17 protein-coding genes are annotated in these 22,932 nt (G+C 71.1%); all 17 read left to right on the forward strand.

Annotated features, from left to right (window positions below; genetic code table 11):
- Positions 1–12 precede the first annotated feature (12 nt).
- The 17 genes from ACFYZQ_RS13385 (at position 13) to ACFYZQ_RS13465 (ending at position 22,811) form a co-directional block, all read left to right on the forward strand.
- A complete protein-coding gene (locus ACFYZQ_RS13385; RefSeq protein WP_389145799.1) occupies positions 13–1,053 on the forward strand; it encodes a radical SAM protein in 1,041 nt (346 codons plus the stop codon).
- Positions 1,054–1,099: 46 nt separating this feature from the next.
- Positions 1,100–1,327: a hypothetical protein gene (locus ACFYZQ_RS13390; RefSeq protein ID WP_389145802.1), complete on the forward strand. Its 228-nt coding sequence runs from the start codon at positions 1,100–1,102 to the stop codon at positions 1,325–1,327.
- A 19-nt stretch (positions 1,328–1,346) separates the two neighbouring features.
- On the forward strand, positions 1,347–1,535 hold the full coding sequence (locus tag ACFYZQ_RS13395; protein ID WP_389145805.1) for a hypothetical protein: 189 nt from the start codon (positions 1,347–1,349) through the stop codon (positions 1,533–1,535).
- Between the two features lie 84 nt (positions 1,536–1,619).
- A complete protein-coding gene (locus tag ACFYZQ_RS13400) occupies positions 1,620–3,980 on the forward strand; it encodes a B12-binding domain-containing radical SAM protein (protein ID WP_389145808.1) in 2,361 nt (786 codons plus the stop codon).
- 3 nt (positions 3,981–3,983) lie between these two features.
- Positions 3,984–4,583, forward strand: a complete 600-nt coding sequence (locus ACFYZQ_RS13405; RefSeq protein ID WP_389145810.1) for a GNAT family N-acetyltransferase — start codon at positions 3,984–3,986, stop codon at positions 4,581–4,583.
- Positions 4,580–5,821: a cytochrome P450 gene (locus tag ACFYZQ_RS13410; protein WP_389145812.1), complete on the forward strand. Its 1,242-nt coding sequence runs from the start codon at positions 4,580–4,582 to the stop codon at positions 5,819–5,821. The genes ACFYZQ_RS13405 and ACFYZQ_RS13410 overlap by 4 nt, the downstream gene beginning before the upstream one ends.
- A gap of 107 nt (positions 5,822–5,928) precedes the next feature.
- Positions 5,929–11,772: an amino acid adenylation domain-containing protein gene (locus tag ACFYZQ_RS13415; RefSeq protein WP_389145814.1), complete on the forward strand. Its 5,844-nt coding sequence runs from the start codon at positions 5,929–5,931 to the stop codon at positions 11,770–11,772.
- Complete coding sequence (locus tag ACFYZQ_RS13420) at positions 11,769–11,999, forward strand: MbtH family protein (RefSeq protein WP_389145816.1); 231 nt, start codon at positions 11,769–11,771, stop codon at positions 11,997–11,999. Before ACFYZQ_RS13415 ends, ACFYZQ_RS13420 begins: the two co-directional genes overlap by 4 nt.
- Positions 12,000–12,002: 3 nt before the next feature.
- Positions 12,003–13,313, forward strand: coding sequence for an MFS transporter (locus ACFYZQ_RS13425; protein ID WP_389145818.1), 1,311 nt, complete (start codon positions 12,003–12,005; stop codon positions 13,311–13,313).
- 12 nt (positions 13,314–13,325) lie between these two features.
- Positions 13,326–14,198: a hypothetical protein gene (locus ACFYZQ_RS13430; RefSeq protein ID WP_389145820.1), complete on the forward strand. Its 873-nt coding sequence runs from the start codon at positions 13,326–13,328 to the stop codon at positions 14,196–14,198.
- Positions 14,195–14,986: a thioesterase II family protein gene (locus tag ACFYZQ_RS13435; protein ID WP_389145822.1), complete on the forward strand. Its 792-nt coding sequence runs from the start codon at positions 14,195–14,197 to the stop codon at positions 14,984–14,986. The genes ACFYZQ_RS13430 and ACFYZQ_RS13435 overlap by 4 nt, the downstream gene beginning before the upstream one ends.
- Positions 14,987–14,988: 2 nt before the next feature.
- Positions 14,989–16,758 carry an amino acid adenylation domain-containing protein gene (locus tag ACFYZQ_RS13440; RefSeq protein WP_389145824.1) on the forward strand — a complete coding sequence of 590 codons (1,770 nt, stop codon included), beginning with the start codon at positions 14,989–14,991 and terminating at the stop codon, positions 16,756–16,758.
- Positions 16,755–18,050: a cytochrome P450 gene (locus ACFYZQ_RS13445; protein ID WP_389145827.1), complete on the forward strand. Its 1,296-nt coding sequence runs from the start codon at positions 16,755–16,757 to the stop codon at positions 18,048–18,050. Before ACFYZQ_RS13440 ends, ACFYZQ_RS13445 begins: the two co-directional genes overlap by 4 nt.
- A 10-nt stretch (positions 18,051–18,060) precedes the next feature.
- Positions 18,061–19,689 (forward strand): condensation domain-containing protein, encoded by a 1,629-nt coding sequence (locus ACFYZQ_RS13450; RefSeq protein WP_389145830.1) that lies wholly within the window; start codon positions 18,061–18,063, stop codon positions 19,687–19,689.
- Positions 19,686–20,969 (forward strand): acetyl-CoA carboxylase biotin carboxylase subunit family protein, encoded by a 1,284-nt coding sequence (locus tag ACFYZQ_RS13455; RefSeq protein WP_389145833.1) that lies wholly within the window; start codon positions 19,686–19,688, stop codon positions 20,967–20,969. The genes ACFYZQ_RS13450 and ACFYZQ_RS13455 overlap by 4 nt, the downstream gene beginning before the upstream one ends.
- A gap of 37 nt (positions 20,970–21,006) precedes the next feature.
- On the forward strand, positions 21,007–21,381 hold the full coding sequence (locus ACFYZQ_RS13460) for a nuclear transport factor 2 family protein (RefSeq protein WP_389145836.1): 375 nt from the start codon (positions 21,007–21,009) through the stop codon (positions 21,379–21,381).
- Positions 21,381–22,811 carry an aldehyde dehydrogenase family protein gene (locus ACFYZQ_RS13465; protein WP_389145838.1) on the forward strand — a complete coding sequence of 477 codons (1,431 nt, stop codon included), beginning with the start codon at positions 21,381–21,383 and terminating at the stop codon, positions 22,809–22,811. The genes ACFYZQ_RS13460 and ACFYZQ_RS13465 overlap by 1 nt, the downstream gene beginning before the upstream one ends.
- The last annotated feature ends 121 nt before the right edge of the window (positions 22,812–22,932 follow it).

Genomic DNA, 22,932 nt, shown 5'->3' on the forward strand with positions numbered 1-22,932 from the left:
GGACGGAGATCCATGGAACTCGTGCTGCATCAGCCCCTCAAGAGCTGGCTGCAAGTCACCCAGTCGTGCAACCTCGCATGCCGGCAGTGTTACGGAGACTGCGCCGCCCAGCCCCGCGCCGGGGAACTCACCCGCGCCGAATACGCCGCCCTCGTCAAGGAGATGGCCGAGACCGGGCTCATCGAGGTGTTCGTCGAAGGCGGCGAGCCACTGAACCGCCCCGACGTCCTCGAAGTCCTGAGCGAACTGACGCCCCATGTGATGACCCGCCTGCGGACCAACGCCACCCTTCTCACACCCGAGGTCGCCCGCCGGCTCAAGGAGATCGGCGTCGGCGAGCTGTACGTGGACGTCATGGGGGCAACGGCCGCCACCCATGACTGGCACGTCAGGACCCCGGGCAGCTTCGACAAGACGATCGAGGGAGTGAAGAACGCCCAGGCCGCAGGCCTGCCCGTGGTTCTCCTGATCATCATGACCCGGCGCAACGTCGGCGAACTGCAGCAGGTGCTGGACATGGCCGAGGAACTCGGGGTGCCCCGCGTCGGCGTACTGCGGCTCTACCCCCTGGGCCGGGCACGCACCCACTGGAAGGACCTGGCGCTGCGCCTGCCCGACCAGATGGCGGCACTGGACGCGCTGCGGGTTCCCGCCTCGGTCCACCTGATGACCTCGTGGCACCCCAAGGACGGCAACTGCTGCTGGCAGAACGCCGGGGTCGACGCCACCGGCCGCTCGGTCGGCTGCGCCTACCTGCGGGACTACGCCGACTACGGCAACGTCCGTGAGGTGAGCTTCATCGAGACCTGGAAGAACCCGGTCTACGTGAGCAATCGCTCCGGTCACGTCGACGACGGCTGCGACGCCTGTGAGGAGACGCAGGGTTCCTCGGGCGGATGCAGGTCCACGGCCTTCGCGTTCACGGGCCGCTGGGACGCCCCCGACCCATTCTGCTCCGAGACCAATGGAGGGATCGATGTCTCACAGCTCCCCGACGACCTTGACGAACGACGTGTCCGCCCTGCCGTACCGGCGACGAGCCGATTGCTATGAGCAGAGCTCGTCAGCCAGGTTCCGCCCCATCCCGGAGTGGAACTGCATGCTCGCCTACACCCCGCACAAGCCGGCCATCCACTACTTGAACCCCGTTGCGTGGGTGGTGACCGAGCTGTGCGACGGATCGTCCGGATCGCAGATCTTCGCCATGTTCGAGCAACTCAACAAGGGCCGGATCAGTGAACCGGAACTGAAGGAGGCGTTCGAGTCGGCCATGGACCAGCTCGTGCAAGGCGGGCTGGTCACCACCAACCGGTCGACCCGGCCCTGACGGAGAGGAGGTGACACTCATGACCAGGAAGAAGACGGATCTGGAGCAGCTCATGGCCGCGGCCAGCGCCACCGGTGAAGGCCCCGCCGTGGAGGTGGTGCAGCCTGAAGTCCGCACCGGAGCGCAGTACGCCCTGCTGCCGTCGATGAAGGCCAAGCGCCCGGACGAGTCCGGAGCCACGCCGGAGTCGGAGGCGGAGAGCCGGTAACCGCGCCGTATGGCCGCGCCTCGTCGGCCGGCACCCGGGCACCGCCCCGGGTGCCGGCCGGCCCCGAGACCGATGGGGAAGAAGATGGGCAAGAAGACCGTCCTGGTGAATCCGCCCCTGTGGAACGCGTACGCGCCGCACCTGGCAGTGCCGCTGCTCCTGGGGGACCTGCGCGCACGGGGCTATGAGGCCGCCGCCTACGACCTGAGCATCGAGTGCATCGACTGGCTGCTGTCGAAGGCCGCCCTGACGGAGCTGCGGGACAAGGCGCACCGACGCCGGGCGGTCGGTCTGCGCGACGAGTGGGCACGGCAGCGCGCGCTGCTCGTGGCGCCGGCCGCGATCGCCGGAGTCGAAGAGGCGAAAGCACGCCTGAAGTCGTTGGCGACGCTGGGTGAACCCGAGGTGTTCCACTCCGCCCGGCGCACCCTGCGTGACGCGCTGTGGCTCATCTCCGGGGCCTTCCCCGACTGTGAGTTCGATCTGGTGTCGAACACCTCGGCCTATTCGGCCGAGTCGACGGCACAGGTGCTGGCCGCGACGGACGACCCGGATGGCAACCCGTACCGCTGGGCCTTCGACCGCATGCTCGACCGGGACCTCTTCCTCGACCCGTCCGTCGGTGTCGTCGGGATGAGCATGTCCGCCGACACCCAGTTGATCGCGGGAGTCACCTTCCTGCGGATGCTTCGGGACGTCCGGCCGGACGTGCACGTGGTCGTCGGGGGCAACTACGCGACCCGGCTGGTGGACCGCTGGCAGCGACGCCACCCGCTGTTCGACTACGTCGACACGGTGGTGACAGGGGAGGGGGAGGGAGCGCTCGCCGCCATCGTGGACGGACTCGACGGGCCTCCCAGCCATGGAGGTGACTTCCGCGAGAAGATTCCGGGTGCCGTCTGGGACGACCACGGCGTACTGCTGCGTACGCCCCGCCAGAGTGCCGACCTCTCGGCGTCGGCCATGCCCGCCTATGCCGAGCTGCCGCTGCACAAGTACCTCGCGCCCGGCCCCGTCCTGCCCGTCTTCGCCTCCCGGAGCTGCCCCTGGGACTGTGCCTTCTGCTCCATCCCCTTCGCCAGCAACTCCTTCCGGCAACGCCCCCCGGACGCGGTGGTGGAGGAGATCCACCGGCTGCGTGCGGAAGTCGACTCCCCGTTCTTCATGTTCGTCGACGAGATCATGAGCCTGCGGACCCTGCGCGGTGTCGCCGAGGAGCTCGTACGGACGGCGGCCGGCATCCACTGGTACGGCGAGACGCGGTTCGCGCGCGGGTTGGACCGGGAACTCGCCGAACTGCTCCACGCGTCCGGCTGCCGCCGGATGAACTTCGGGCTGGAATCGGCCAGTCAGCGCGTCCTCGACCTGATGCGCAAGGGCACCAGGATCGACGACGCCTGCTCGAACATCGAGGCCATGCTCACGGCAGGTGTTCCCCTGCACCTCTTCGTCATCCACGGCTTCCCCGGCGAGACGGAAGAGGAGGCGGCACGTACGGTCGCCTTCGCCGAGGCGGTGCGGCGCCTGTCCGTGGAAACCTACGGCGTCGTACACACGACCTGGGGCGGCTCACCCTTCGTGCTCGACGTGCACTCGCCGGTCGGTACGCAACCCGACGCCTTCGGCGTCCGTATCGAGCCCCCGGCACCCGAGGACGACCTGAGCCTGTCGCGGAACTACACCACCGGCTCCGGCATGAGCCAGCAGGACGGTCTGAGGGTCGCCGAGACCGCAGCGGGATCCGCCGGCGACACGAACGTCTGGTTCCGCGCAGCCCGTGACCCGCTGGCCCGGGAGATAGAGGAGTTCACCTTTCTGCGGGCGAGTGTGGGAGCCCCCCTGCCCGAGACCCCACCCGTGCCCCTCTTCGACTGGCCGCCACCGGACCCCAGTGCCCGGCTCGCCCTGGATCCGGAGGTCACGTGCTCCCAGGTCCCATGGCCGGCCACCGAGACCGACACCGGACCGGCCAGCGCGCTCTACCACCCACGGCACGACAGGTTCCTCCAGCTCAACGGGAAGGATGCGAACTGGCGGGAGCTGGACGGCATCACCTGGCGCGAGCTCGAGACCTGGCTGGCCGACCGCGAGTGCCACTACCTGGGCGCCGACCCCGCCGCCACGGCGACGCTGCTGGTACGGCACGGATTCCTGGTGCCCTCGCGGCGGCAGGCCGAAGAGGTTGCGGGCCGACTGCGCGCCGAGATCGGCATCGCGGTGGAGAACCGTGACGGCGTCCACTGCCTCACCAATCCCGTGACCGGTGTGACGGTCCGGTTGCGCGGTGCGGCCGTCGACACGTGGCACCGTTGGTCGAGCGGCGAGGAAGTCGGATCGGACCCGGAGGTCACCGCCGCCCTGGCGCGGTTCGGGTTCCTGTACCGCGGTCCGGCCGATGCCCGGCCGTCACGACCGGTGTACGCGCAACAGGGTCAGGTGGTGTGAGCCATGGAGGCCTTCACGATCCGCGCCCCGGGCGGGCTGACCATCCGGCCGCTGCAACCGGAGGACGAAGCCGGTGTCTCCCACGTGCTGGCGGCCTGCGACGACTACCTCGTCGCCGCCACGGGCTCAACCGCCCTGCCCGCGGACGTGCAGAGTCTGTACTACTCCCTGCCTGACGGTGCGGACTTCGACCAGAAGCACCTCCTGGTACTGCTGCGCGAGGACGCCCCGGTGGGCCTGGTCGACGCCGTGGAGGGCCATCCCGAGCCGTCCACCTGCTCGGTGGGGCTGTTCCTCGTCGTCCCGCAGGCCCGCGGCGAGGGACTCGGCACACGGGCGGCGCAGCACCTGCTGCGGGAGGCCGAAGCCCGGGGGACACGGCGCGTCACGGCCACCTGCCCGCAGAGCTGGGCGCCGGGCATCACGTTCCTGGAGCGGCTGGGCTTCGCGGTGCGCCAACCCGGGCCGCAGCAGTCCGCCACCGTCGGTAACCGGCTCCGGCGCCCTGCGGAGACCCACCTCTGCACCGCGGTACGTCGCCTCGGAGACGACGCCGAGGGTACTTCCCCGGCGGGACACCACACCGAGGACGGGGTGTCATGACGGCCGCTCCGCCGTTCCTCGACGCCGGCCCCGGCGGCGTCGAGGAGGACATGGCAGCGGCGTACGCCCTGGTGAACGCCTTCGACGCGGACCAGAGCGGATCACGGCTCGGGAACCCGCACGCCGAGTTCGCCGCCCTGCGCCGCCGGGGCGCAGTCCACCGGTCGACGCTGGAAGAGGTGTTCACCGGCACGGATGTGCTCGGCCCAACCGGGACTCCGGCCTGGCACGTGGTGTCCTACCACGCGGTCGAGCAGGTCCTGCGCGACGAGCACGTCTTCTCGTCCTCCGCCTACGGCGACAGCATGGGGCAGGTGGTCGGCCGGTCGTTCCTGGAGATGGACGGCGCCGAGCATCGGGCCTGGAGGAACGTGCTGAACGGAGGCTTCCACCGGCAGGCCGTGTCCGAGCGGCAGGCGCTCATCCGCCGGGACGTCGTCGCGCGCCTGGGGACCCTGGCCAACCGAGGCGGTGGAGACCTGGTCCGTGATCTGGCCTTCCCGGTGGCGCTGACGGCGATAGCGGGCATCATCGGCTTTCCGCCCGGAACGCGCATCGGCACCCTGTACACCTGGGCCGTCGGGCTGATCGACGACGCCGACGGAAAGATCACCGGCGCGATGACGGAGTGGCTCGGCACACCCTCGTCGTGGCCCCCGCAGAGCCTTGTGGGACGGCTGCTGCGCCGCAACGACCCGCTGATCGGTACCGGACCCGAACTCCTACCGGCCGTACGCCTGTTGCTCTCCACCGGCACCGAGCCCCCGTTCCGTTCCCTTGCCACCCTGATGTACGCGGTCCTCTCCGACCCGGCGCTTTTGGAGACCGCCCGCGCCGACGAGTCCGGCGCCACTGCCCTCATGCAGGAGTGCTGGCGGTGGGAGTGCCCACTGACCTGGGTCCTGCGCCGGTGCTCCACCGACACGGAACTGTGCGGTGTGCGGCTGCGCGAGGGTGATCTGGTCTGCGTCAACCTGGCGTCCGCCAACCGGGACGAGGTCCGCTGGGCCGACGCGGACCGCCTGGACGTACACCGGCAGCCGCAGCCGCACCTGGCGATGGGGACGGGCCCGCACATCTGCCTCGGCCGGCACTTGGCCGCCCTGGAGGCCCACGAAGTCCTCGCCGGACTGGCCCAGGCGACGACAACGGTGTGGCCGAGTCGGCCCGTCCTCGACACCGACGGCATCGGAGGCCGCGGCTTCAGGTCACCCAGGCGGCTCACCCTTCGATGGTGACCCCGGACTCGCCCTCGCGGCGGGAAACAAAGGATCCGTCCGGCAGTTCTCGGTCCAGCATTGCGTCGCGCTTCCACAACGTGCAGCGAGGCCTTACGAGGGGTTTGATGCTGAGCTCAGAAGATTCTTCCGCAAGTGCTGGTTCCTCCCCGGGGACACTGCTTGACGCCTTCTCCGCCGTGGTGCGGGAGCATCCTGAGCGGGAAGCCGTTCGATGCGGTGGGGAGAGTCTCAGCTACCGACGCCTGGACATGCGCGCCAACGCATTGGCGAAGCACATTCTGCGCCGGGTGCCGGCGGCGGACCGGCCGATCGCGGTCCTCCTGGAGCGTTCGTCCGACATGGTGGCCGCCGCGCTCGCGGTCCTCAAGACCGGCAACTGCTACCTCCCCCTCGACCCGGCCGCCCCCCGGGCAAGGGCCGAGCTGATCGCCGAGGACGCGGCCCCCGGGCTGGTGCTGGCCTCGCGACCGCTGGCCGGCCGACTTCCCGCCGGCGTACCCGTGTTGTACGTCGACGACCTGCCGGACGTCTCCGCGGACGGGCCTGACGCCCTTTCGGACGTCACTCCGTCCGGCCGGGCCTACATCATCTTCACGTCAGGAACCACGGGCCGCCCCAAGGGCGTCGAGGTCAGCCACCACAACGTTCTGCGGCTGTTCCACGCTACCCGCGACCTGTTCGGCTTCGACCAGGACGATGTGTGGTCCCTCTTCCATTCCTTCGCCTTCGACTTCTCCGTATGGGAGATGTGGGGGGCTCTCCTGCACGGGGGCAGGATCGTGATCGTTCCCGGGGACACCGCCCGGGATCCGGCCTCGTTCCGTCGGCTGCTGGCGGCCGAGCGGGTGACCGTCCTCAGCCAGACCCCCACGGCCTTCGCCCAACTGGTCGCCGAAGAGGTCCGCCACACCGACAGGCTGCCCCTGAAGTGGGTGGTGTTCGGCGGTGAGACGCTGCGCCTCACCGATCTCGCACCGTGGATGGACAAATACGGTGACCAGGCCCCGGCCCTGGTCAACATGTACGGCATCACCGAGATCACCGTGCATGCCACCTTCCGGCGGGTGCTGCACGAGGACCTCGGCCGCGGCGCCGGCCTGATCGGCCGGCCACTGCCCGACCTCGGCGTGCTGATCGCCGACGAAGACCTCTTGCCCGTCCCCGACGGGCAGCAGGGCGAGATCGTGGTGACCGGCCCGGGCGTCGCCCTCGGCTACCTGGGCCGCCCGGAACTCACGGCCCAGCGCTTCGTGACCGTCCGCGGCCCGAACGGACACCCCGTGCGCGGCTATCGCTCCGGAGACCTGGGCCGCCGACTGCCCGACGGCGACATCGAGTATCTCGGCCGGGCCGACGAGCAGGTCAAGGTTCGCGGCTTCCGTATCGAGCTGGGCGAGATCGAGGCGGCGTTGGCGGACCACCCCGCCGTACGGCGGGCAGCCGCCGCGCGGGAGGACATCGAGGGCGCACCGGCACTGGTCGGCTACGTCGTGCCGACACCGTCGGTCCCTCTCGAAGAGTCCGTCATACGTGCCCACCTGCGGGAGCGGCTGCCGGACTACATGATCCCCGCGACGCTGCGGACGGTGGAGGCACTGCCCCTCACCGCCAACGGGAAGCTGGATCGCGACGCCCTGGCGGGACTGGGGGTGGCGTTGCCCGCCGCACCGGCGAAGGCGCCGGGGACACGGGGCGGTGCGTTGTCCGGCTCCCTGCGCCAGGAGTTGGTCCGCGAGCTGTTCTGCCAGGTCCTGGACCGCGACGCGGTCGGCCCCGACGACGACTTCTTCCTGCTCGGCGGCCATTCCCTGACGGCCATCCGCGTGGTGAACCGAATACGGGCCGTGCTGGGCGCGGAGATCGCCCTCAAGGACCTGTTCGAGACCCGCACCGCCGCGGCCCTCGCCCGCAGACTCGACAGGGACGCGGATCCCTCCCTTCCCGTTCTCACCGCGGTGGAACGTTCCGGCGACGTCCCGTTGTCCTTCGCCCAGCAGCGCCTGTGGTTCCTGCACCAGGTGCACGGCGAGAACCCGGCCTATCACATCCCCTACGCCCTGCGCCTGGCCGGTCGCGTCGACGTTCCGGCCCTTGAAGCGGCCCTCCAGGACGTCATACGGCGGCACGAGATCCTGCGGACGCTGTACATCGACCGGGACGGTACCCCGTACCAGCGGATTCTCGACCCGGCCGACGCCGCACCCCGGCTCGTCGTACGCAGTACCGGCCCGGACGAGGTCGACGCCCTCCTTGGCGCGGAGGCGAGACGCAGCTTCGACCTGACCGCCGAACTGCCTTTGCGGGCCACGCTGTTCGAGACGGGGTTCGAGCGGAGCGTGCTGCTCCTGGTGGTGCACCATATCGCCGGCGACGGCTGGTCGCTGGAACCGCTGATGCGGGATGTGGCGGAGGCGTACACCGCCCGGCTGACCGGCGCGGCGCCGGCATGGCCGCCGCCGGCCGTCCAGTACGCCGACTACGCGCTGTGGCAGCGGCGGCTGCTGGGGGAGGGCGACCGGCCCAGCGCCCTGGCGGCACGGCAACTCGCCCACTGGCAGGCCGCGTTGGAGGACGCCCCGGAGGAACTCTGCCTGCCGACCGACCGTCCTCGCCCGGTCACGCCGAGCTTCCTCGGTGACACGGTCCCCATAGATCTCGACGAGACGCTGAGCGCCGAGGTGTTCGCCCTGGCACGGCAGAGCGGCTGCACGGTCCACATGGTCCTGCAGGCCGCGGTGGCCTCAACTCTGACCCGTCTCGGGGCGGGCACCGACATCCCGATCGGCAACGCCGTCGCGGGACGTGGCGACGAGGCGCTGCACGACCTCGTCGGCTTCTTCGTCAACACCGTGGTGACCCGCGTCGACACCTCGGGCGATCCCGGTTTCGCGGAGCTGCTGCGCCGGGTGAGAGCCGGCAACCTGGTCGCGTACGACCACCAGGACCTGCCGTTCGAGCAGCTGGTCGAGGTGCTCAATCCGCACCGCTCGGCCGCCCGGCATCCGCTCTTCCAGGTCATGTTCGCGGCCCAGAACGGTATCGCGGACGACTTCGCCCTGCCCGGCCTCGAGGTCTCGCCCCAGCCGGTGGTCACCGGCACCGCGAAGTTCGACCTGTCCTTCAAGTTCGATGCCCAGGGCGGCCGGTCCCGTGGGCCGCAGCGGATCGAGGGCGACCTGGAGTACAGCCTCGACCTGTTCGACCGGGAGACCGCCGAGCGCATCTCGGCCAGCCTGGTACGTCTGCTGCGGGACGCGGTGGCCCGACCTGGCGTTCCGCTCGGTCGCCTCGCCGTCCTCGACCCGGCGGAACACCGGCTGCTGGTGATCGACCGCAACGACACGGACGCGCCCTTCCCACGCGGGGCGACTGTGGCGGATCTGGTCGAGGAACAGACGGACCGTACTCCGGAGGCGGTGGCCCTGATGCAGCAGGACGTCCGCTGGAGCTACCGACGCCTCGAGGAACGGGCCAACCAGTACGCCCACCTGCTGCGCGCACGGGGCGTCGGCCGGGGCACGGTGGTCGGCGTGTGCCTGCCGCGGGGACCCGAGGCCGTGGCCGCTCTTCTCGGCGTGTGGAAGGCGGGCGGCGCATACGTGCCCCTGGACCCTGAGCTGCCACGGGAACGGTTGCGGTACATGGTCGCCGACAGCGGTGCGGCCCTCCTCATCAGCCGGGGCGACCTCGCCGACGGCATCGCTGAGACCGGTACCGAGGTGATCCGTGCGGACTTCGACAGAAGGCTCGCCTCCGCTCCGGTGGCACGGCCTGCCCGCATCACCGGCGGCAGCGACCTGGCGTACGTCATCTACACCTCCGGCTCCACCGGCAGGCCCAAGTGCGTGATGATCGAGCACGGCGGCGTGGTGAACCGGCTGCTCGACATGGCGCAGCGGTTCCGCCTGACCGAGCGGGACGTCAGCCTGCAGATCACATCCCTGGCCTTCGAGCCGCCGGTGCGGGAGATCTTCGGGCCGCTGGCGGTGGGCGCCTCCGTCGCCCTCCTCCCGGAGGAGGGCAGCAGGGACCCGGGTGTCGTCATCGGCACCATCCGCCGCAGCCGACCCACGGTGATCCTCTGTGTGGTTCCCTCGCTGCTGGAGTCGATCATCGTCTACGGGGCCGACCCGGCCGACTTCTCCTCGCTGCGCCTGGTCGGCACGGCGGGGGAGACGCTGCGAACCGGCGAGGCGCGAGAGCTCCTCGACGTCTGGGGCTGCGAGGTGGTCAACCAACTCGGCCCCACCGAAACCACGATGATGAGCTGTGTCCACTGGGTTCGCCGGGAGGACCTCGACGGTGTCATTCCTGTGGGCCGACCTCTGGCCAACACCCGTGTCCATGTCCTCGACCAGTGGCTGAACCCGGTACCCGTCGGCGTCACGGGTGAGCTGTACCTGGCGGGCGCCGGGGTCGGGCGTGGCTATCTGGGGCAGCCCGGACTGACCGCCGCACGGTTCGTCGCCAACCCTTTCGGAGTGCCCGGGGAACGGATGTACCGCAGTGGGGACCTGGTCCGCTGGCGCCGGGACGGCACCCTGGAGTTCATCGGACGGGCTGACGACCAGGTCAAAGTGCGCGGCTTCCGTATCGAGCCGGGCGAGATAGAAACGGTCCTGGCCGAGCATCCGGGTGTCTCCAGGGCGGCGGTCGTCGTCCGCGAGGACAACCCCGGTGACAAACGGCTGGTCGCCTACGTGGTACCGAAGCCGCCGGGCGCTCCCGGCCCCGCCGAGCTGCGTGACCACCTCTCGGCCCGACTGCCCGAGCACATGGTGCCGGCCGCTTTCGTCAGCCTGGACACCCTTCCGCTGCGCGGCAACGGAAAGCTCGACCGGGACCTGCTGCCGGCGCCCGACCTCACCGGCCGAGTCGGAACCCGGCGGCCCAGGTCACCACGCGAGGAAGTGCTGTCCGAACTCTTCGCCGAAGTCCTCGGACTGTCGACGGTGGGCATCGACGACGACTTCTTCCAGCTCGGCGGTCACTCACTGCTGGCGGCCAGGCTCATCAGCAGGGTGCGCACCACCCTGGGCCTCGAGATCGGCATGCGCAGCCTGTTCGAGGCGCCCACTGTGGCCGGGCTGGCGGAACGCGTCGGCATCGACAACGGGGACGCTGCACTGGAGGTCGTGCTCCCGTTGCGCCCGGGTGGCACGCGCCCCCCACTCTTCTGCATCCACCCCGGCGGCGGCCTGAGCTGGAGCTACGCGGGATTCCTCAAGCACCTTCCCGCCGACGTGCCCGTTCACGGCATCCAGGCACGGGGCCTGCTCCACCCGGACGACATGCCCGCCACGGTGGAGGACATGGCCGCCGACTACGTGGAGCGGATGCGGGCCATCCAGCCCACCGGCCCCTACCACCTCCTCGGCTGGTCGTTCGGCGGCATCGTCGCCTTCGAGATGACCGCCCGGCTCCAGCGGCAGGGTCACGAGGTGGCGTTGCTGACCATGCTGGACTGCTATCCGGGCGTACCGAACCACTACCGTCTTGACGACCGGGAGATGCTGGCCGCCTTGCTGGACCCGAGCCGGCCCGAGGCCATCCCCCAGGAGGGCTCGCCCGAGATCGCCAAGGCGGTGGAGATCCTCCGCAACGACACCGGAGCCCTCGCCGGCCTCCGGGAACCGCAACTGGTCGCCCTTCTGACGGCGATGGCCCACAACCGGCACATCGTGGGCACGTACGAGCCCAAGACCATCACCGGCGACGTGCTGTTCTTCATGGCGACACAGGGCCGCACCGAAGGAGCTCCCACCCCGGACGTCTGGAAGGAGTTCGTCGGCGGCGAGGTGATCTCCCACCCGATCGAGACCACCCACACCAACATGAACCACCCCGCCCCGCTCGCGGAGATCGGCCGCCACCTCTCCGCCGCCCTCGAGCGACTCACGCCACCCGAACGGGCTGGTACAGCCCGTGCGAACGGAAGCGAACGATGACGACGAACCCCTTCGACGATCCGGACGCGCTGTACCGGGTCCTGCGCAACTCGCAAGGCCGGTACTCACTGTGGCCGTCCTTCGCCGATGTCCCGCCGGGCTGGGACGTGGCCCTCGCGGACCGCCCCCGGCCGGAGTGCCTGGCGTACGTGGAGGAGCACTGGACCGATCTCCGGCCATCCGGCCTGGCGACCGCCGGGCGGCTGGACGACGACATGGGCGGGTGAGCGTTGCCGTCGAACCTCCAGGTGCTGGGCAACCGCTCGGTGCTGTACCTGCTGACGGCCCGTTCCGTCTCCTTGCTCGGCAACGCCATGGCTCCGGTCGCCCTGGCCTTCACCGTGCTCGGCCTGCCCGAGGGATCGGCCACCGGTCTCGGCCTGGTGCTGACCGCCCGGTTGGCGAGCCAGGTGGTGTTCGTCCTGCTGGGCGGGGTCGTCGCCGACCGGTGGCCGAAGTACCGGGTGATGGTCGGGGCGGACGTGGTGGCCGGACTCGCGCAGAGCGCGGTGGCCGCGCTGGTGATCACCGAACACGCCACCACTTGGTCGCTCGCCTGTCTGGCCTGTGTCAACGGCGCTGCCGCCGCGCTGTTCGAACCGGCCTCTCGCTCCGTCATGCCGCAACTGGTTTCCGGGGACGTCCTTCAGTCCGCCAACGGCCTGCTGCAACTGGCCATGCGCGGCGGGAACATCATCGGCGCGGCGATCGCGGGAGTCCTGGTCGCGCTGGTCGGCCCGGGGCCGACCCTGGCCATCGACGCGGCCTCGTTCCTGATCTCCGCCGCGTTCCTGTCCGGGATCCGGCTGACGGCGACCGGACAGGCCGGTTCGGCCCCTTCTCTGGTCCACGAACTGCGTGAGGGCTGGAAGGAGTTCACGGCACGCCAGTGGGTGTGGGTCATGGTGGCGCAACTGTGCTTCGTCAACGTGCTGCTGGCCGGAGGCTTCTACGTGCTCGGTCCGGTGGTCGCCAAGGAGCACTTGGGCGGGGCACCTGCCTGGAGCGCGATCCTGACCGCCCAGGCCGTCGGCTATGTGGTCGGCAGCACCACGGCCGTACGACTGCGCACGCACCGCCCGATCCGGCTCGCCGCAGTGCTGACCATGGGCTTCCCGCTGCCGTTGTTCCTGCTCGCCGCCGAGGCGCCCGTGGTGGCCGCCGCCGCGCTGGCTTTCGCGGCCGGCGTCTGCATCGACGTCTACGAAGTGCTGCTGGACACCGCCCTGCAGAAGAACGTGCCCGAGGAGAAGCTCGCGCGGGTCATGTCCTACGAGTCGGTGGGCTCCTTCGCGTTCGTACCACTCGGACTCGCCCTCGCCGGTCCCGCGTCGGCGGCACTCGGCGTCGGCCCCGCGCTGCTGTGGGCCGGTGTGCTGATCGTGCTCGCGGGTCCCGTCGTTCTGCTGCTGCCCTCCGTACGGGCGGCGGACGACCGGCAGTCCCCCGGAAGCGGGCCGTCCACGGTCCGCGTCCATGCCCCCGGCCCGTCCGATGCCCGCCCCGAGGCCGGCGACGCACAGGACCCCGGCCACCCCTGACTGGAGGAACACATGACCGCGTTCGCCACGACCGACAGCACGGCGCCCAGCCGACGTCTGACCGGCTGGAGCGGCGACACCGACTACTTCCTCTTCCGCGAGTACGCCACCTTCGAACCCCAGGCCGTCCTCGACGTCCTGCACGGCCGCGTCGCGGGAGTCATGTTCCGCGGCATGGTCGAGCCCGGTACCTGCTCCGCGCTGGCGGAACGATTCTGGGCCAGCCCAGCACGGAAGACCCGCGGCGTGGAAGCCCCCGGCCACTTCCTGGGCGCTTACCACTATCACAAGACCACCAAGGCCTACCTGGACGAGACGGCCGAGGTGGCGGCCGCCTTCGACGACGTGCTGGCAGTTCCCGACGATCCCCTGACGCTCTTCCACGAGGGTCTGAACCGGGCGCTCGCCGAGGAGGGCGCCAGGGCGCGCCTGGCCCGGCACGACGGCCGGGAGGCATGCCGCGGGCTGCTGCGCTCCTGGCACGGTCGGGGGGAGTATGCGCTGGCCCCGCACGACGACCTCGCGCAGTGCACCGAACCGCAACAGGCCGACTTCGAGATACAGAAGGTCGCCGCGTACCAGCCCGCGGCCCTGAACATATGCCTGGAGAACGGCGACGGCGGTCGGCTCGCCTACTGGAACATCAGGCCGGACGACTCCTGCAAACGGGCCTTGGGCCTGCACTACACCGGCTCCCCCTATCCGCTGGACACCCTCGAGGGAATCGAGCTGCAGTGGGTCGAGGTGCACGCGGGGGACGTCTACGTGTTCAACGGTGCGCACGTCCACGCGGTGGAGCCCAACACCGATCCCGAACTGCGTCGCACCACGCTGGCCGGCATCCTCGGCTTCGTCGACGACCAGACCGTGGTGTCGTGGACATGAACGACGTCCGTGGGCTTCCGAGCCGACTGCTGCGCAAGCCGTCCGACGCCGCCGGGGCTCGTGTCTTCTGCGTCCCGTACTCCGGTGTCGGCGGCTCGATGTTCAGTGGCTGGCCCAGGTGGATCGGCCCCGCCGAGGTGTGCCCGATCCAGCTTCCCGCCAGGGAGAATCGCGTCCGGGAGCCGCACTACGGCACCTATGAAGTGCTCGCGCGCGACCTGGTGGACCAGCTTTTGCCCTATCTGGATCGACCCTTCCTGCTGTTCGGGCACTGCGCCGGAGCGCTGCCCGCCTTCGAGACGGTCGCCCTGCTCGCCGAGAACGGCCTGCCACTGCCGCACCAGTTGGTCGTCTCGGCCCAGGTACCCCCGCACCACTGTCCGCAGGACCGTTTCCTGGACATGGATGACGAGCAACTCGGCAAGGAACTGGGCCGGTTGATCGTCGAGCGGGGCGGCACCCCGCATCCAGCCCTGATCGAGCTGACGCTGGAGGTCCTCCACCAGGACCTCGACGCCAACCGCAGCTACCGCCGGGAGCGACCGCTCCGTCTGCCCGTCGGCATCACCGCACTGCACTGGGCGGACGACGACGAAATCACCCCGGAGCAGATCCGGCCCTGGCAGGAGTACTCGGCGGACGTCCGGTTCCCCGTCCTCGACGGCGGCCACTACACCTTCCTCTCCGCGCCGGACAAGCTGACGGAACTTCTCGCCCGTCTGCTCGCCGAGCCGGGAAGCCCGCAGCCCAGCGGAGCGGGAACCGGTCACACAGAAGGGCACGGCTGACGATGCAGACCATCCACGGTGTGTTCGCCCGACGGGTCCGCGAAACACCCGGCGCCCCCGCCGTCACCGCCCACGACGGCGACCTGACCTATGCCGAACTCGACGCCTGGGCCGAGCGGACGGCGCGTCTGCTGGAGCAGCACGGAGTGCGGCCCGGGGACGTGGTCGGCGTCCACGCCGAACGCTCCGCCGCAGCCGTGGTGATGCTGCTGGCCGTGCTCAAGGCGGGTGCCGCCTATCTCGCCCTGGACGCGCGACAGCCCCCTGAGCGGGGGCGGAAGATGCTCGACGACGCATCGGTGAAGGTGGTGCTGGCCGAGCCTGGCGCCGCCGCCGAACTGCGGGCCGAGGGCCGTGTCGTGCTCGGTGCCGGCGCTGCCGGAGCGGCGGCCGGTCATGCACCGGCCCCGCGGCCCGCCGCCGGGACCGGTCCGCAGGACATCGCCTACGTCGCCTTCACGTCGGGATCCACGGGCCGTCCCAAGGGGGTGTGCGTCCCGCACCGGGCGGTGCTGCGGTTGGTGGTCGGTACGGACATTGCCGACATTCGCGCGGGGGACGTGTTCCTGCAGTTCGCGCCCCTCGCCTTCGACGCCTCGACCTGGGAGGTCTGGGGAGCGCTGCTCAACGGGGCACGGCTGGCCGTCGCCCCGCCCGGGCGGCCTTCCGTCGCCGAACTGACCGCGTACGCGGCCCACGAGGGCGTCACGGTGATGTGGCTGACCGCCGGGCTCTTCCACCAGGTCGTGGACTGCGGCCTGGAGGACCTGCGCGGGCTGCGCCATCTCCTGGCCGGCGGCGACGTACTGTCCGTGCCGCACGTCGCGCGCGCGGTGACCGCGCTGCCGACGACGACGGTCGTCAATGGATACGGCCCCACGGAGAACACCACGTTCACCTGCTGCCACCCCGTGCGCGAGGCACCGGCCACCGGTACGGTCCCGATCGGTCGGCCGATCGCAGGCAGCGGGGTGCGGGTCCTCGACGAACGGTTGCGTCCCGTGCCGGACGGTGGGACCGGTGAGCTCTACGCGACCGGCGAGGGCCTGGCCCACGGCTATCTGGGTGATCCGGTGCGGACGGCCGAGCGGTTCGTGGCCGACCCGTACACCGACGCCCCGGGCACCCGGATGTACCGCACCGGTGACCGGGTGCGGCGACTGCCCGACGGCACGCTGGAGTTCCTCGGGCGCGACGACGGCCAGGTGAAGATCCGGGGCTTCCGGGTGGAGACCGGCGAGGTGGAGTCGGCGCTGGCCGCGCTGCCCCACGTGGCCCGGGCGGCCGTAGTCGTCCAGCGAGCACCCTCAGGGGAGCGCCGGCTGGTCGGACGCGTGGTCGTCACCGAAGGGAGCCAGGTGTCCGTGCTCGACCTGCGGGAGCGGCTGAGGCGCGTACTGCCGGACTACTGCGTACCCGCCCTCCTACGGATCGTGGACACGCTGCCGCTGACCTCGAACGGCAAGGTGGACCGCGCCGCCCTGGCCGGCGCGACGGTGGCCGACCGACCTGAACTCAGCGCCGCCCACCGTGCGCCCGAGTCACCGCTGGAACAGGCGATCGTCCAGTTGTGGACCGACCACATCGGCATCGTGGGCATCGGAGCCGACGACGACTTCTTCGAGATCGGGGGCCACTCGCTACTGGCCGTCACGCTCTTGGACGAACTGCGGAGGTCATACGGCGTCGACATACCGCCGCGCTCCTTCTACGGGGACCCGAGCCCCGCCGGGCTGGCCCGCGTGGTCGAGAAGGCGAGGGTGGAACCATGAGGAGCGACGGCCCGACGGGCGGCTGGTCCGCGGCAGACCTCGACGCGGTCGACTTGGACGCCGTGGACCTGTTCGACGCGCGCTTCCACGCCGCGGACGACCCCCACAGGGTGTGGGCGGCGATGCGCAGACGAGCTCCGCTGCACCGCCAGGAACTGCCGGACGGACGCGGCTTCTGGTCCGTCACCCGCTACCAGGACGCCTGCCGGGTGCTGGGCAACCACCGCGAGTTCACTTCCGAGCGCGGCAGCCTCCTGCAGCAGCTCGGCAAGGGTGACGCGGCCGCGGGCAAGATGCTCGTCGCCACGGACCCGCCCCGTCATGGCGAGCTGCGCCGACCGCTGCGGGCCCTGTTCAGCGGAGCCTCGCTGGTGGCGGCGGAGCAGAGGGTCCGGGCAGCTGTGGACACACTGGTGCGGTCCGTCGCCGAAGACGGGGTGTGGGACGTGGCCGAGCAGGCCGCGAGGCTGCCGATGGCCGCGGCCGCGGCCCTGATGGACCTCCCCGAGGAGGACTGGCCGGACCTTGCCCGCTGGACGGACATGGCGGCCGCGCCCGAGGACCCCGCCTGTCGCGTGGGCAGCAGCGGGGCGACGCTCGCCATCGCCCACCACGAACTGTTCGAGTACTTCGCGCGCGAGGCACGCTCGCGGGCGGGCACCGAGGGCGAGGACCTCATCCGCCGTCTGGCGACGATGTGCGTCGAGGGCGCCGCGCTCAGCCGCGACGAGGTCGTCGTCAACTGCTACAGCGTGCTGCTCGGTGCGAACGCGACCACTGCGCACACCGCGGCGGGCACCGTGCTCGCACTCGCGCACGACCCGCACATGTACCGGGCCGTGCGGGAGAACCCGGACCTGGTCCCGGCGCTCGTGGAGGAGGGGCTGCGCTGGACGTCCGCCGCCCGTTCCTTCCTGCGGCACGCGGTCGCCGACGTGGAACTGAGCGGCGGAAGGGTGCCGGCGGGGGACGCCGTCGCCGTGTGGGTGGGCTCCGCCAACCGTGACGAGACCGTCTTCGCCGAAGCCGAGCGGTTCGTCCTGCCCCGCGCCGACAACCGGCACATCGCGTTCGGCTACGGCCCCCACTACTGCCTGGGGGCGGCCGTCGCCCGGATGACCCTGCGGATCCTCTTCGAGCAGATCGTCGCCCTCGTCGAGGAACTCGAGCCGGCCGGACCGCCACGCCGGCTCGCCTCCAACTTCGTCGCGGGGTACACCCGGCTGCCCGTCCGTACCCGGCTGCGCGCCCGAGCGCGCAGCGGCATGCCGACCCAGGCCCGTCCGCTCTGAGGGGGAATCCATGACTGCTTCTGTCACCGACCTGCTGCTGGACCTCGTGCGTACGCACCTGGGCGACCCGGAGATCGGACCGGACGACGACTTCTACGCGATGGGCGGGGACTCGCTCACCGCGCTGCGCGTCGTCACCGAGGCACAGACCCGCGGCGTACCGGTTTCACTGCGAGACCTGCTCCACCACCCCACGGCCCGCGAACTGGCGTCCCACCTGGAGCGGTCCACAGCTGCGCAGAACCCTGCGGTGACCGCTCCCGCCCCCGTGGCGCCGGACCCCGCCGAACTGCTCGCCCCGGGTGACCGGGCACTGGTTCCCGACGGCGTACTGGAGGCGATCCCGGCCTCGGCGCTCCAGGTCGGCATGATCTACCTGTGCGAGACCAGCGAGGATCCCGAGTTGTACCACTCCCGGATCGGCTGGCGGACCCACGGCCCCTTCGAGGAGACGCTGTTCCGACAGGCATGGGCAGAGGTCTGCCGTCGCCACCCCGCTCTGCGCAGCTCCTTCGACCTCGGCACCTTCTCCGTGCCCACCCAGTTGGTCTGGGAAAAGGCCGAAGCGCGGTTCACCGTCGAAGCGGCGCCCGGTGACGACCCGCACAGGGCGGCCGAACTCGTCCGGGCGTGGAGCGTGAAGCAGGCGAGCCGCCCCCTCGACTGGAGCACCGCGCCCCTGCTGCGCTGCCACGTCGTGACCTCACCCGGCTCCTTCCAGGTGGCGCTCTCCTGCCATCACGCCATTGCCGACGGGTGGGGTCTGGGCCGTCTGGTCATGGACCTTCTCACGGCGTACGACGCTCTGCTGCGCGGTGCCGCCCTGAACCTGCCCGAGCCGCCCGCGACCGCCCACAGGGACTTCGCCGCAGCCGAGGCAGCGGCGCTCGCCTCTGCCGAGGCCGCGGCCTTCTGGCTGGCCGAGGCCGACGCACCTGCCCTGCTGATCGATCCGGACCGCAGGCCGACCGCGGCCGACGCGGTGGCGCAGCACGCCTTCGATCTGGAACCGGAACTGCTGACGGCGTTGCGGGCCGGTGCACGCAGGGCGGGGACGTCGCTGAAGGCCTTCGTACTGGGTGCGCACGTCCGGACGCTCGCCGCCTGGGTCGGACGCGACCATGATGTCGTCACCGGAGTGGTGGTCAGCACACGCCCGGAGACACCGGACGCCGACCTCGTCGTCGGCCTGCACCTCAACACGCTCCCCCTGCGGTTCGCCCGGACCGCGCGGTCCTGGGCCGAGCTCGCCGCGGACGCCATGGCGGCCGAGCGCCGGTCCGTGCCGTACCGGGCCTACCCACTGGCCGAGACAGAGGCTCGGCTCGGCCGCCCGGCCTTCGACGTCACGTTCAACTACACCGACTTCCACGTCTACGACGGTCTCGCAGGCCTCGCCACCCTGCGGACCGACGACTGGTGGGTGGCGGGCAAGCCCAGCTTCCCCTTCCGCGTCGACTTCGAAGTCGAGGGCCTGGAGGGCGGCAGCCGGGTTGTCGTCGACTTCGACCCCGCCCTGGTGGCCCCCGAGCACGCGGCGCGTTACGCCGAGCTCTACCGGCTGGCACTGGCTGTCGCGGCGCGGGAGCCCGAGGCGCAGGCCGAACTTCCCTCCGCGTCCCGGGCGGTGCGCGCATGACCCGGAGCCGGCCGGTCATCGCCGTCGTGTACGACAAGGGCGCGGTCGCCGCCGGGGACATCGCCGTAGGCCTGAGCGACCTCGCGGACATCGTGTTCGTCGTCGAGCCCACCGAACACGTGGACCGGTTGCGCGGGGTGCTGGACACGCTGGGCGCCGTACTTCCGCTCACGGGCGACCGGGGGGCCGACGCGGCCGCGCTGCGTGCGCGCGCGCCGTCAGCGCTCGTCACGTTCAGCGAGCCGATGCTGCGCACGGCAGCCCGGCTCGCCGCGGACGTCGGGCTGCCCTTCCACGACGTCGGGACGGCCCGGCTGCTCACCGACAAGGCGCGCCAGCGTCGGCGACTGCGCGAGGCAGAGGTGGACGAGGTGCGCAGCCACCCGCTGCACAGTCCCGGCGACTGGCCGGCCGCGGTCGCCGCGGTCGGGCTCCCGGCGATCGTCAAACCAGTACGGGGCGAGGGCAGCCGCGACACCTACGCGGTGCACGACGCGGCGCGGGCGCCGGACCTGCTGGCGGAGCTCTTCACCGCGGTGCGCACGTCTGCCGACGAGGGAGCGCCCTTCGTCGCGGAGGAACTGCTGCCGGGCAGGGCCGGCCTGCCGTCCGGCGACTATGTGTCCGTCGAGAGCCTGTGCCGTCCGGACGGGGTCACCCACCTGGCGCTGACCGGGAAGTTCCCGTTGGTACGGCCGTTCCGGGAGCCGGGCCAGTACTGGCCGGCCCAGGTGTCCGACGCCGAACGGGGCGAGATCCTCGATCTGACGACACGGGCCCTCACAGCACTGGGAGTCCGTACCGGCCTGACCCACACCGAGATCAAGCTCACCCCGGCGGGACCGCGGATCATCGAGGTCAACGGGCGCGTCGGCGGGCACATCAACGAGCTGGCCCGTCGCGCGTGCGGGGTCGACCTGGTGCGGCTCGCGGGGCTGCAGGCGCTCGGCGAGCCCATCGAGGCCCGTGAACTCCGCCCCGCCGGAGTCCACTTCCAGCATCACGGGCTTGCACCGGTCACCCCCTGTCGGCTCGTCGCCGTCCACGGCCGGCGCGAGGTGCGGCGGCTGGAGGGTATCTCCGGTTACCGCCTTTTCGCGCGGCCGGGGGACCAGCTGCCCGGCGGTGTGATGACCCATGAGATGGACATCCTCTGGGGCGCCTGCGACGACCACGATGCGATGACCGCCGTGATCGCCAAGGCCCTCGCGACCCTCTCCTACGAATTCGAGGACGCGGACGGCATCCGTGAGGTGCCCGCCGCGTTGCTCCTGGCCTGACCCGGGTTCGCGGAACCCCCGACGCGAAGAGGACGGCATGGCTACACCGACGACGGTCATTCGCTCCGCGGAGAGCCTGGTGACCCAGCTCTTCTCCATCATCGACGCGGCACGCTGGGACGACCTCGGCCGCGTCTTCGCCGAGGACTGTGTGTACGACCGTCCCGGCTACGAGCCCCTGCGCGGCCTGCGGAGGATCGAGCGGTTCTACCGCATGGAACGCGTCGTCGCCGCGGGGCGCCATCAGGTGCTGCACATCGTGAGCGACCTGGAGGCCGCGGCCTGCTGGGGCAGGTTCACCGGCACCAGCAGAACCGGCGACTGTCTCGACGAGCAGTTCGCGGACACGTACACCGTCCGCGACGGCAGGATCGTCGGTCGGCGCACCTATTTCTACCGGCCGGCGATCTGATGGCCACCGAGACGCCCCGCACGGGCACGGCGCACCGAGACCGCCCGCCCGGTCAGACTCCGCGCGGCGCGGTCGCACCGGTGGTCGACCCCCGGACCGGGAAGCAGATCGGCGAGGTCCCGCTGCTCCCCGCTGCGGACGTCCGCCGGATCGCGCGCACGGCCGCGGACGCGCTGCCGGGCTGGGCTGGGACGCCCATGGAGCACCGGGCCGCCAAGGTGCGGGATCTTGCCCGCGCCCTGGAACGGCGGCTGCCCGACCTGGCCCGCCGGTTCAGCCAGGAGCACGGCAAGACACCGGCCGAGGCGACGGTGGAGCTGGAGCGTTCGGTGGAGACCCTGCGGTGGAGCGCCGACGCCGTCCTCGACGCCACGCGCCCGACCCCGCTGCCCGAGCGCGCCGGGCTCACCCGCGAGCTATGGGCGGATCCCGCCGGTCCGGTCCTGGCGATCGTGCCGTGGAACTTCCCGGCCGTGGTACTCGCCCGCAAGCTCGGCCCGGCACTCGCCATGGGCTGCTCGGTCGTGGTCAAGGGCCCGGAGGAGGTCCCGTGCGTCCCGGCCGCGGTGGTGGACGCGGCAGCCGAGGCGGGACTGCCCGAAGGCGTCGTCCAGATGGTGCACGCCGCCCCGGCCGAGGCCGAGGGCCTGGTGCGCTGCATGGAATTCCGTCGGGTCACCTTCACCGGCTCGACGCGGGTCGGCCGTATGGTGGCCGCGGCCGCGGCCGAGCGGCTCACTCCCTGCGTTCTCGAACTCGGGGGCCACGCCCCGGTGATCGTGACCGCCGACGCGGATCTCGACGGTGCAGCGGACGCTCTGTGCGCCGCGAAGTTCGGCTCCGGCGGCCAGAGTTGCGGCGCCCCGAGTCGTTTCCTCGTGCATGAGCGCGTCGTCGAGGCCTTCGTACGAAAACTCGCCGAACGCGCGCCCGCACCGGACGACGAACCGGGTGGAACCATGGGGCCGCTGAACAACGCCCGCCGCCGGGACGAGGTACACGCTCTGGTCGAGGACGCCGTGCACCGAGGCGGGCGCGTGGTCATCGGTGGGCGCATGCCCCGGTCGCCGGGTTTCCACTATCCGGCCACGGTGATCGTCGACGTGCCGCCGGACGCGCGGATCCTGCACGAGGAACCGTTCGGTCCGGTCGCCCCGGTCGTGCGCTACGGCGACGACGCGGAGGCGGTCGCGCTGGCCAACAGCACCGCGTACGGACTGTCCGCTTACGTCTATGGGGAGACGGCGCACGCGCGTGACCTTGCGCGACGGCTCGACGCCGGAAACGTAGGGATCAACTGTTCGCCGGGAGCCGCACCCGACGCTCCGCTGGGCGGGCGGGGTGCGAGCGGGTACGGCTACGAAGGCGGCGTGCAAGGACTGCTGGCCTTCGGGGCGTTGAAGGTGGTGCAGTGCGGCCAGCCCCTATGACTCTGCGACCACCGGGCCGTTGACGGCCGCTCGGGCAGGAACCGCCACGTGTGCAGCAGCGGGAAGCTCTGCCATCGGCCCTGATCAGCACGGCGACGCCACCCGCTCGGCCAGTTCCCGG

Source organism: Streptomyces sp. NPDC001843 (assembly GCF_042891955.1).
Classification (GTDB): domain Bacteria; phylum Actinomycetota; class Actinomycetes; order Streptomycetales; family Streptomycetaceae; genus Streptomyces.

What these genes read in the sequence shown, in the direction of transcription:
- ACFYZQ_RS13385 (WP_389145799.1), top strand. Translation starts at nt 13, where the DNA reads ATGGAACTCGTGCTGCATCAGCCCCTCAAGAGCTGGCTGCAAGTCACC.
- ACFYZQ_RS13390 (WP_389145802.1), top strand. Translation starts at nt 1,100, where the DNA reads ATGCTCGCCTACACCCCGCACAAGCCGGCCATCCACTACTTGAACCCC.
- ACFYZQ_RS13395 (WP_389145805.1), top strand. Translation starts at nt 1,347, where the DNA reads ATGACCAGGAAGAAGACGGATCTGGAGCAGCTCATGGCCGCGGCCAGC.
- ACFYZQ_RS13400 (WP_389145808.1), top strand. Translation starts at nt 1,620, where the DNA reads ATGGGCAAGAAGACCGTCCTGGTGAATCCGCCCCTGTGGAACGCGTAC.
- ACFYZQ_RS13405 (WP_389145810.1), top strand. Translation starts at nt 3,984, where the DNA reads ATGGAGGCCTTCACGATCCGCGCCCCGGGCGGGCTGACCATCCGGCCG.
- ACFYZQ_RS13410 (WP_389145812.1), top strand. Translation starts at nt 4,580, where the DNA reads ATGACGGCCGCTCCGCCGTTCCTCGACGCCGGCCCCGGCGGCGTCGAG.
- ACFYZQ_RS13415 (WP_389145814.1), top strand. Translation starts at nt 5,929, where the DNA reads ATGCTGAGCTCAGAAGATTCTTCCGCAAGTGCTGGTTCCTCCCCGGGG.
- ACFYZQ_RS13420 (WP_389145816.1), top strand. Translation starts at nt 11,769, where the DNA reads ATGACGACGAACCCCTTCGACGATCCGGACGCGCTGTACCGGGTCCTG.
- ACFYZQ_RS13430 (WP_389145820.1), top strand. Translation starts at nt 13,326, where the DNA reads ATGACCGCGTTCGCCACGACCGACAGCACGGCGCCCAGCCGACGTCTG.
- ACFYZQ_RS13435 (WP_389145822.1), top strand. Translation starts at nt 14,195, where the DNA reads ATGAACGACGTCCGTGGGCTTCCGAGCCGACTGCTGCGCAAGCCGTCC.
- ACFYZQ_RS13440 (WP_389145824.1), top strand. Translation starts at nt 14,989, where the DNA reads ATGCAGACCATCCACGGTGTGTTCGCCCGACGGGTCCGCGAAACACCC.
- ACFYZQ_RS13445 (WP_389145827.1), top strand. Translation starts at nt 16,755, where the DNA reads ATGAGGAGCGACGGCCCGACGGGCGGCTGGTCCGCGGCAGACCTCGAC.
- ACFYZQ_RS13450 (WP_389145830.1), top strand. Translation starts at nt 18,061, where the DNA reads ATGACTGCTTCTGTCACCGACCTGCTGCTGGACCTCGTGCGTACGCAC.
- ACFYZQ_RS13455 (WP_389145833.1), top strand. Translation starts at nt 19,686, where the DNA reads ATGACCCGGAGCCGGCCGGTCATCGCCGTCGTGTACGACAAGGGCGCG.
- ACFYZQ_RS13460 (WP_389145836.1), top strand. Translation starts at nt 21,007, where the DNA reads ATGGCTACACCGACGACGGTCATTCGCTCCGCGGAGAGCCTGGTGACC.
- ACFYZQ_RS13465 (WP_389145838.1), top strand. Translation starts at nt 21,381, where the DNA reads ATGGCCACCGAGACGCCCCGCACGGGCACGGCGCACCGAGACCGCCCG.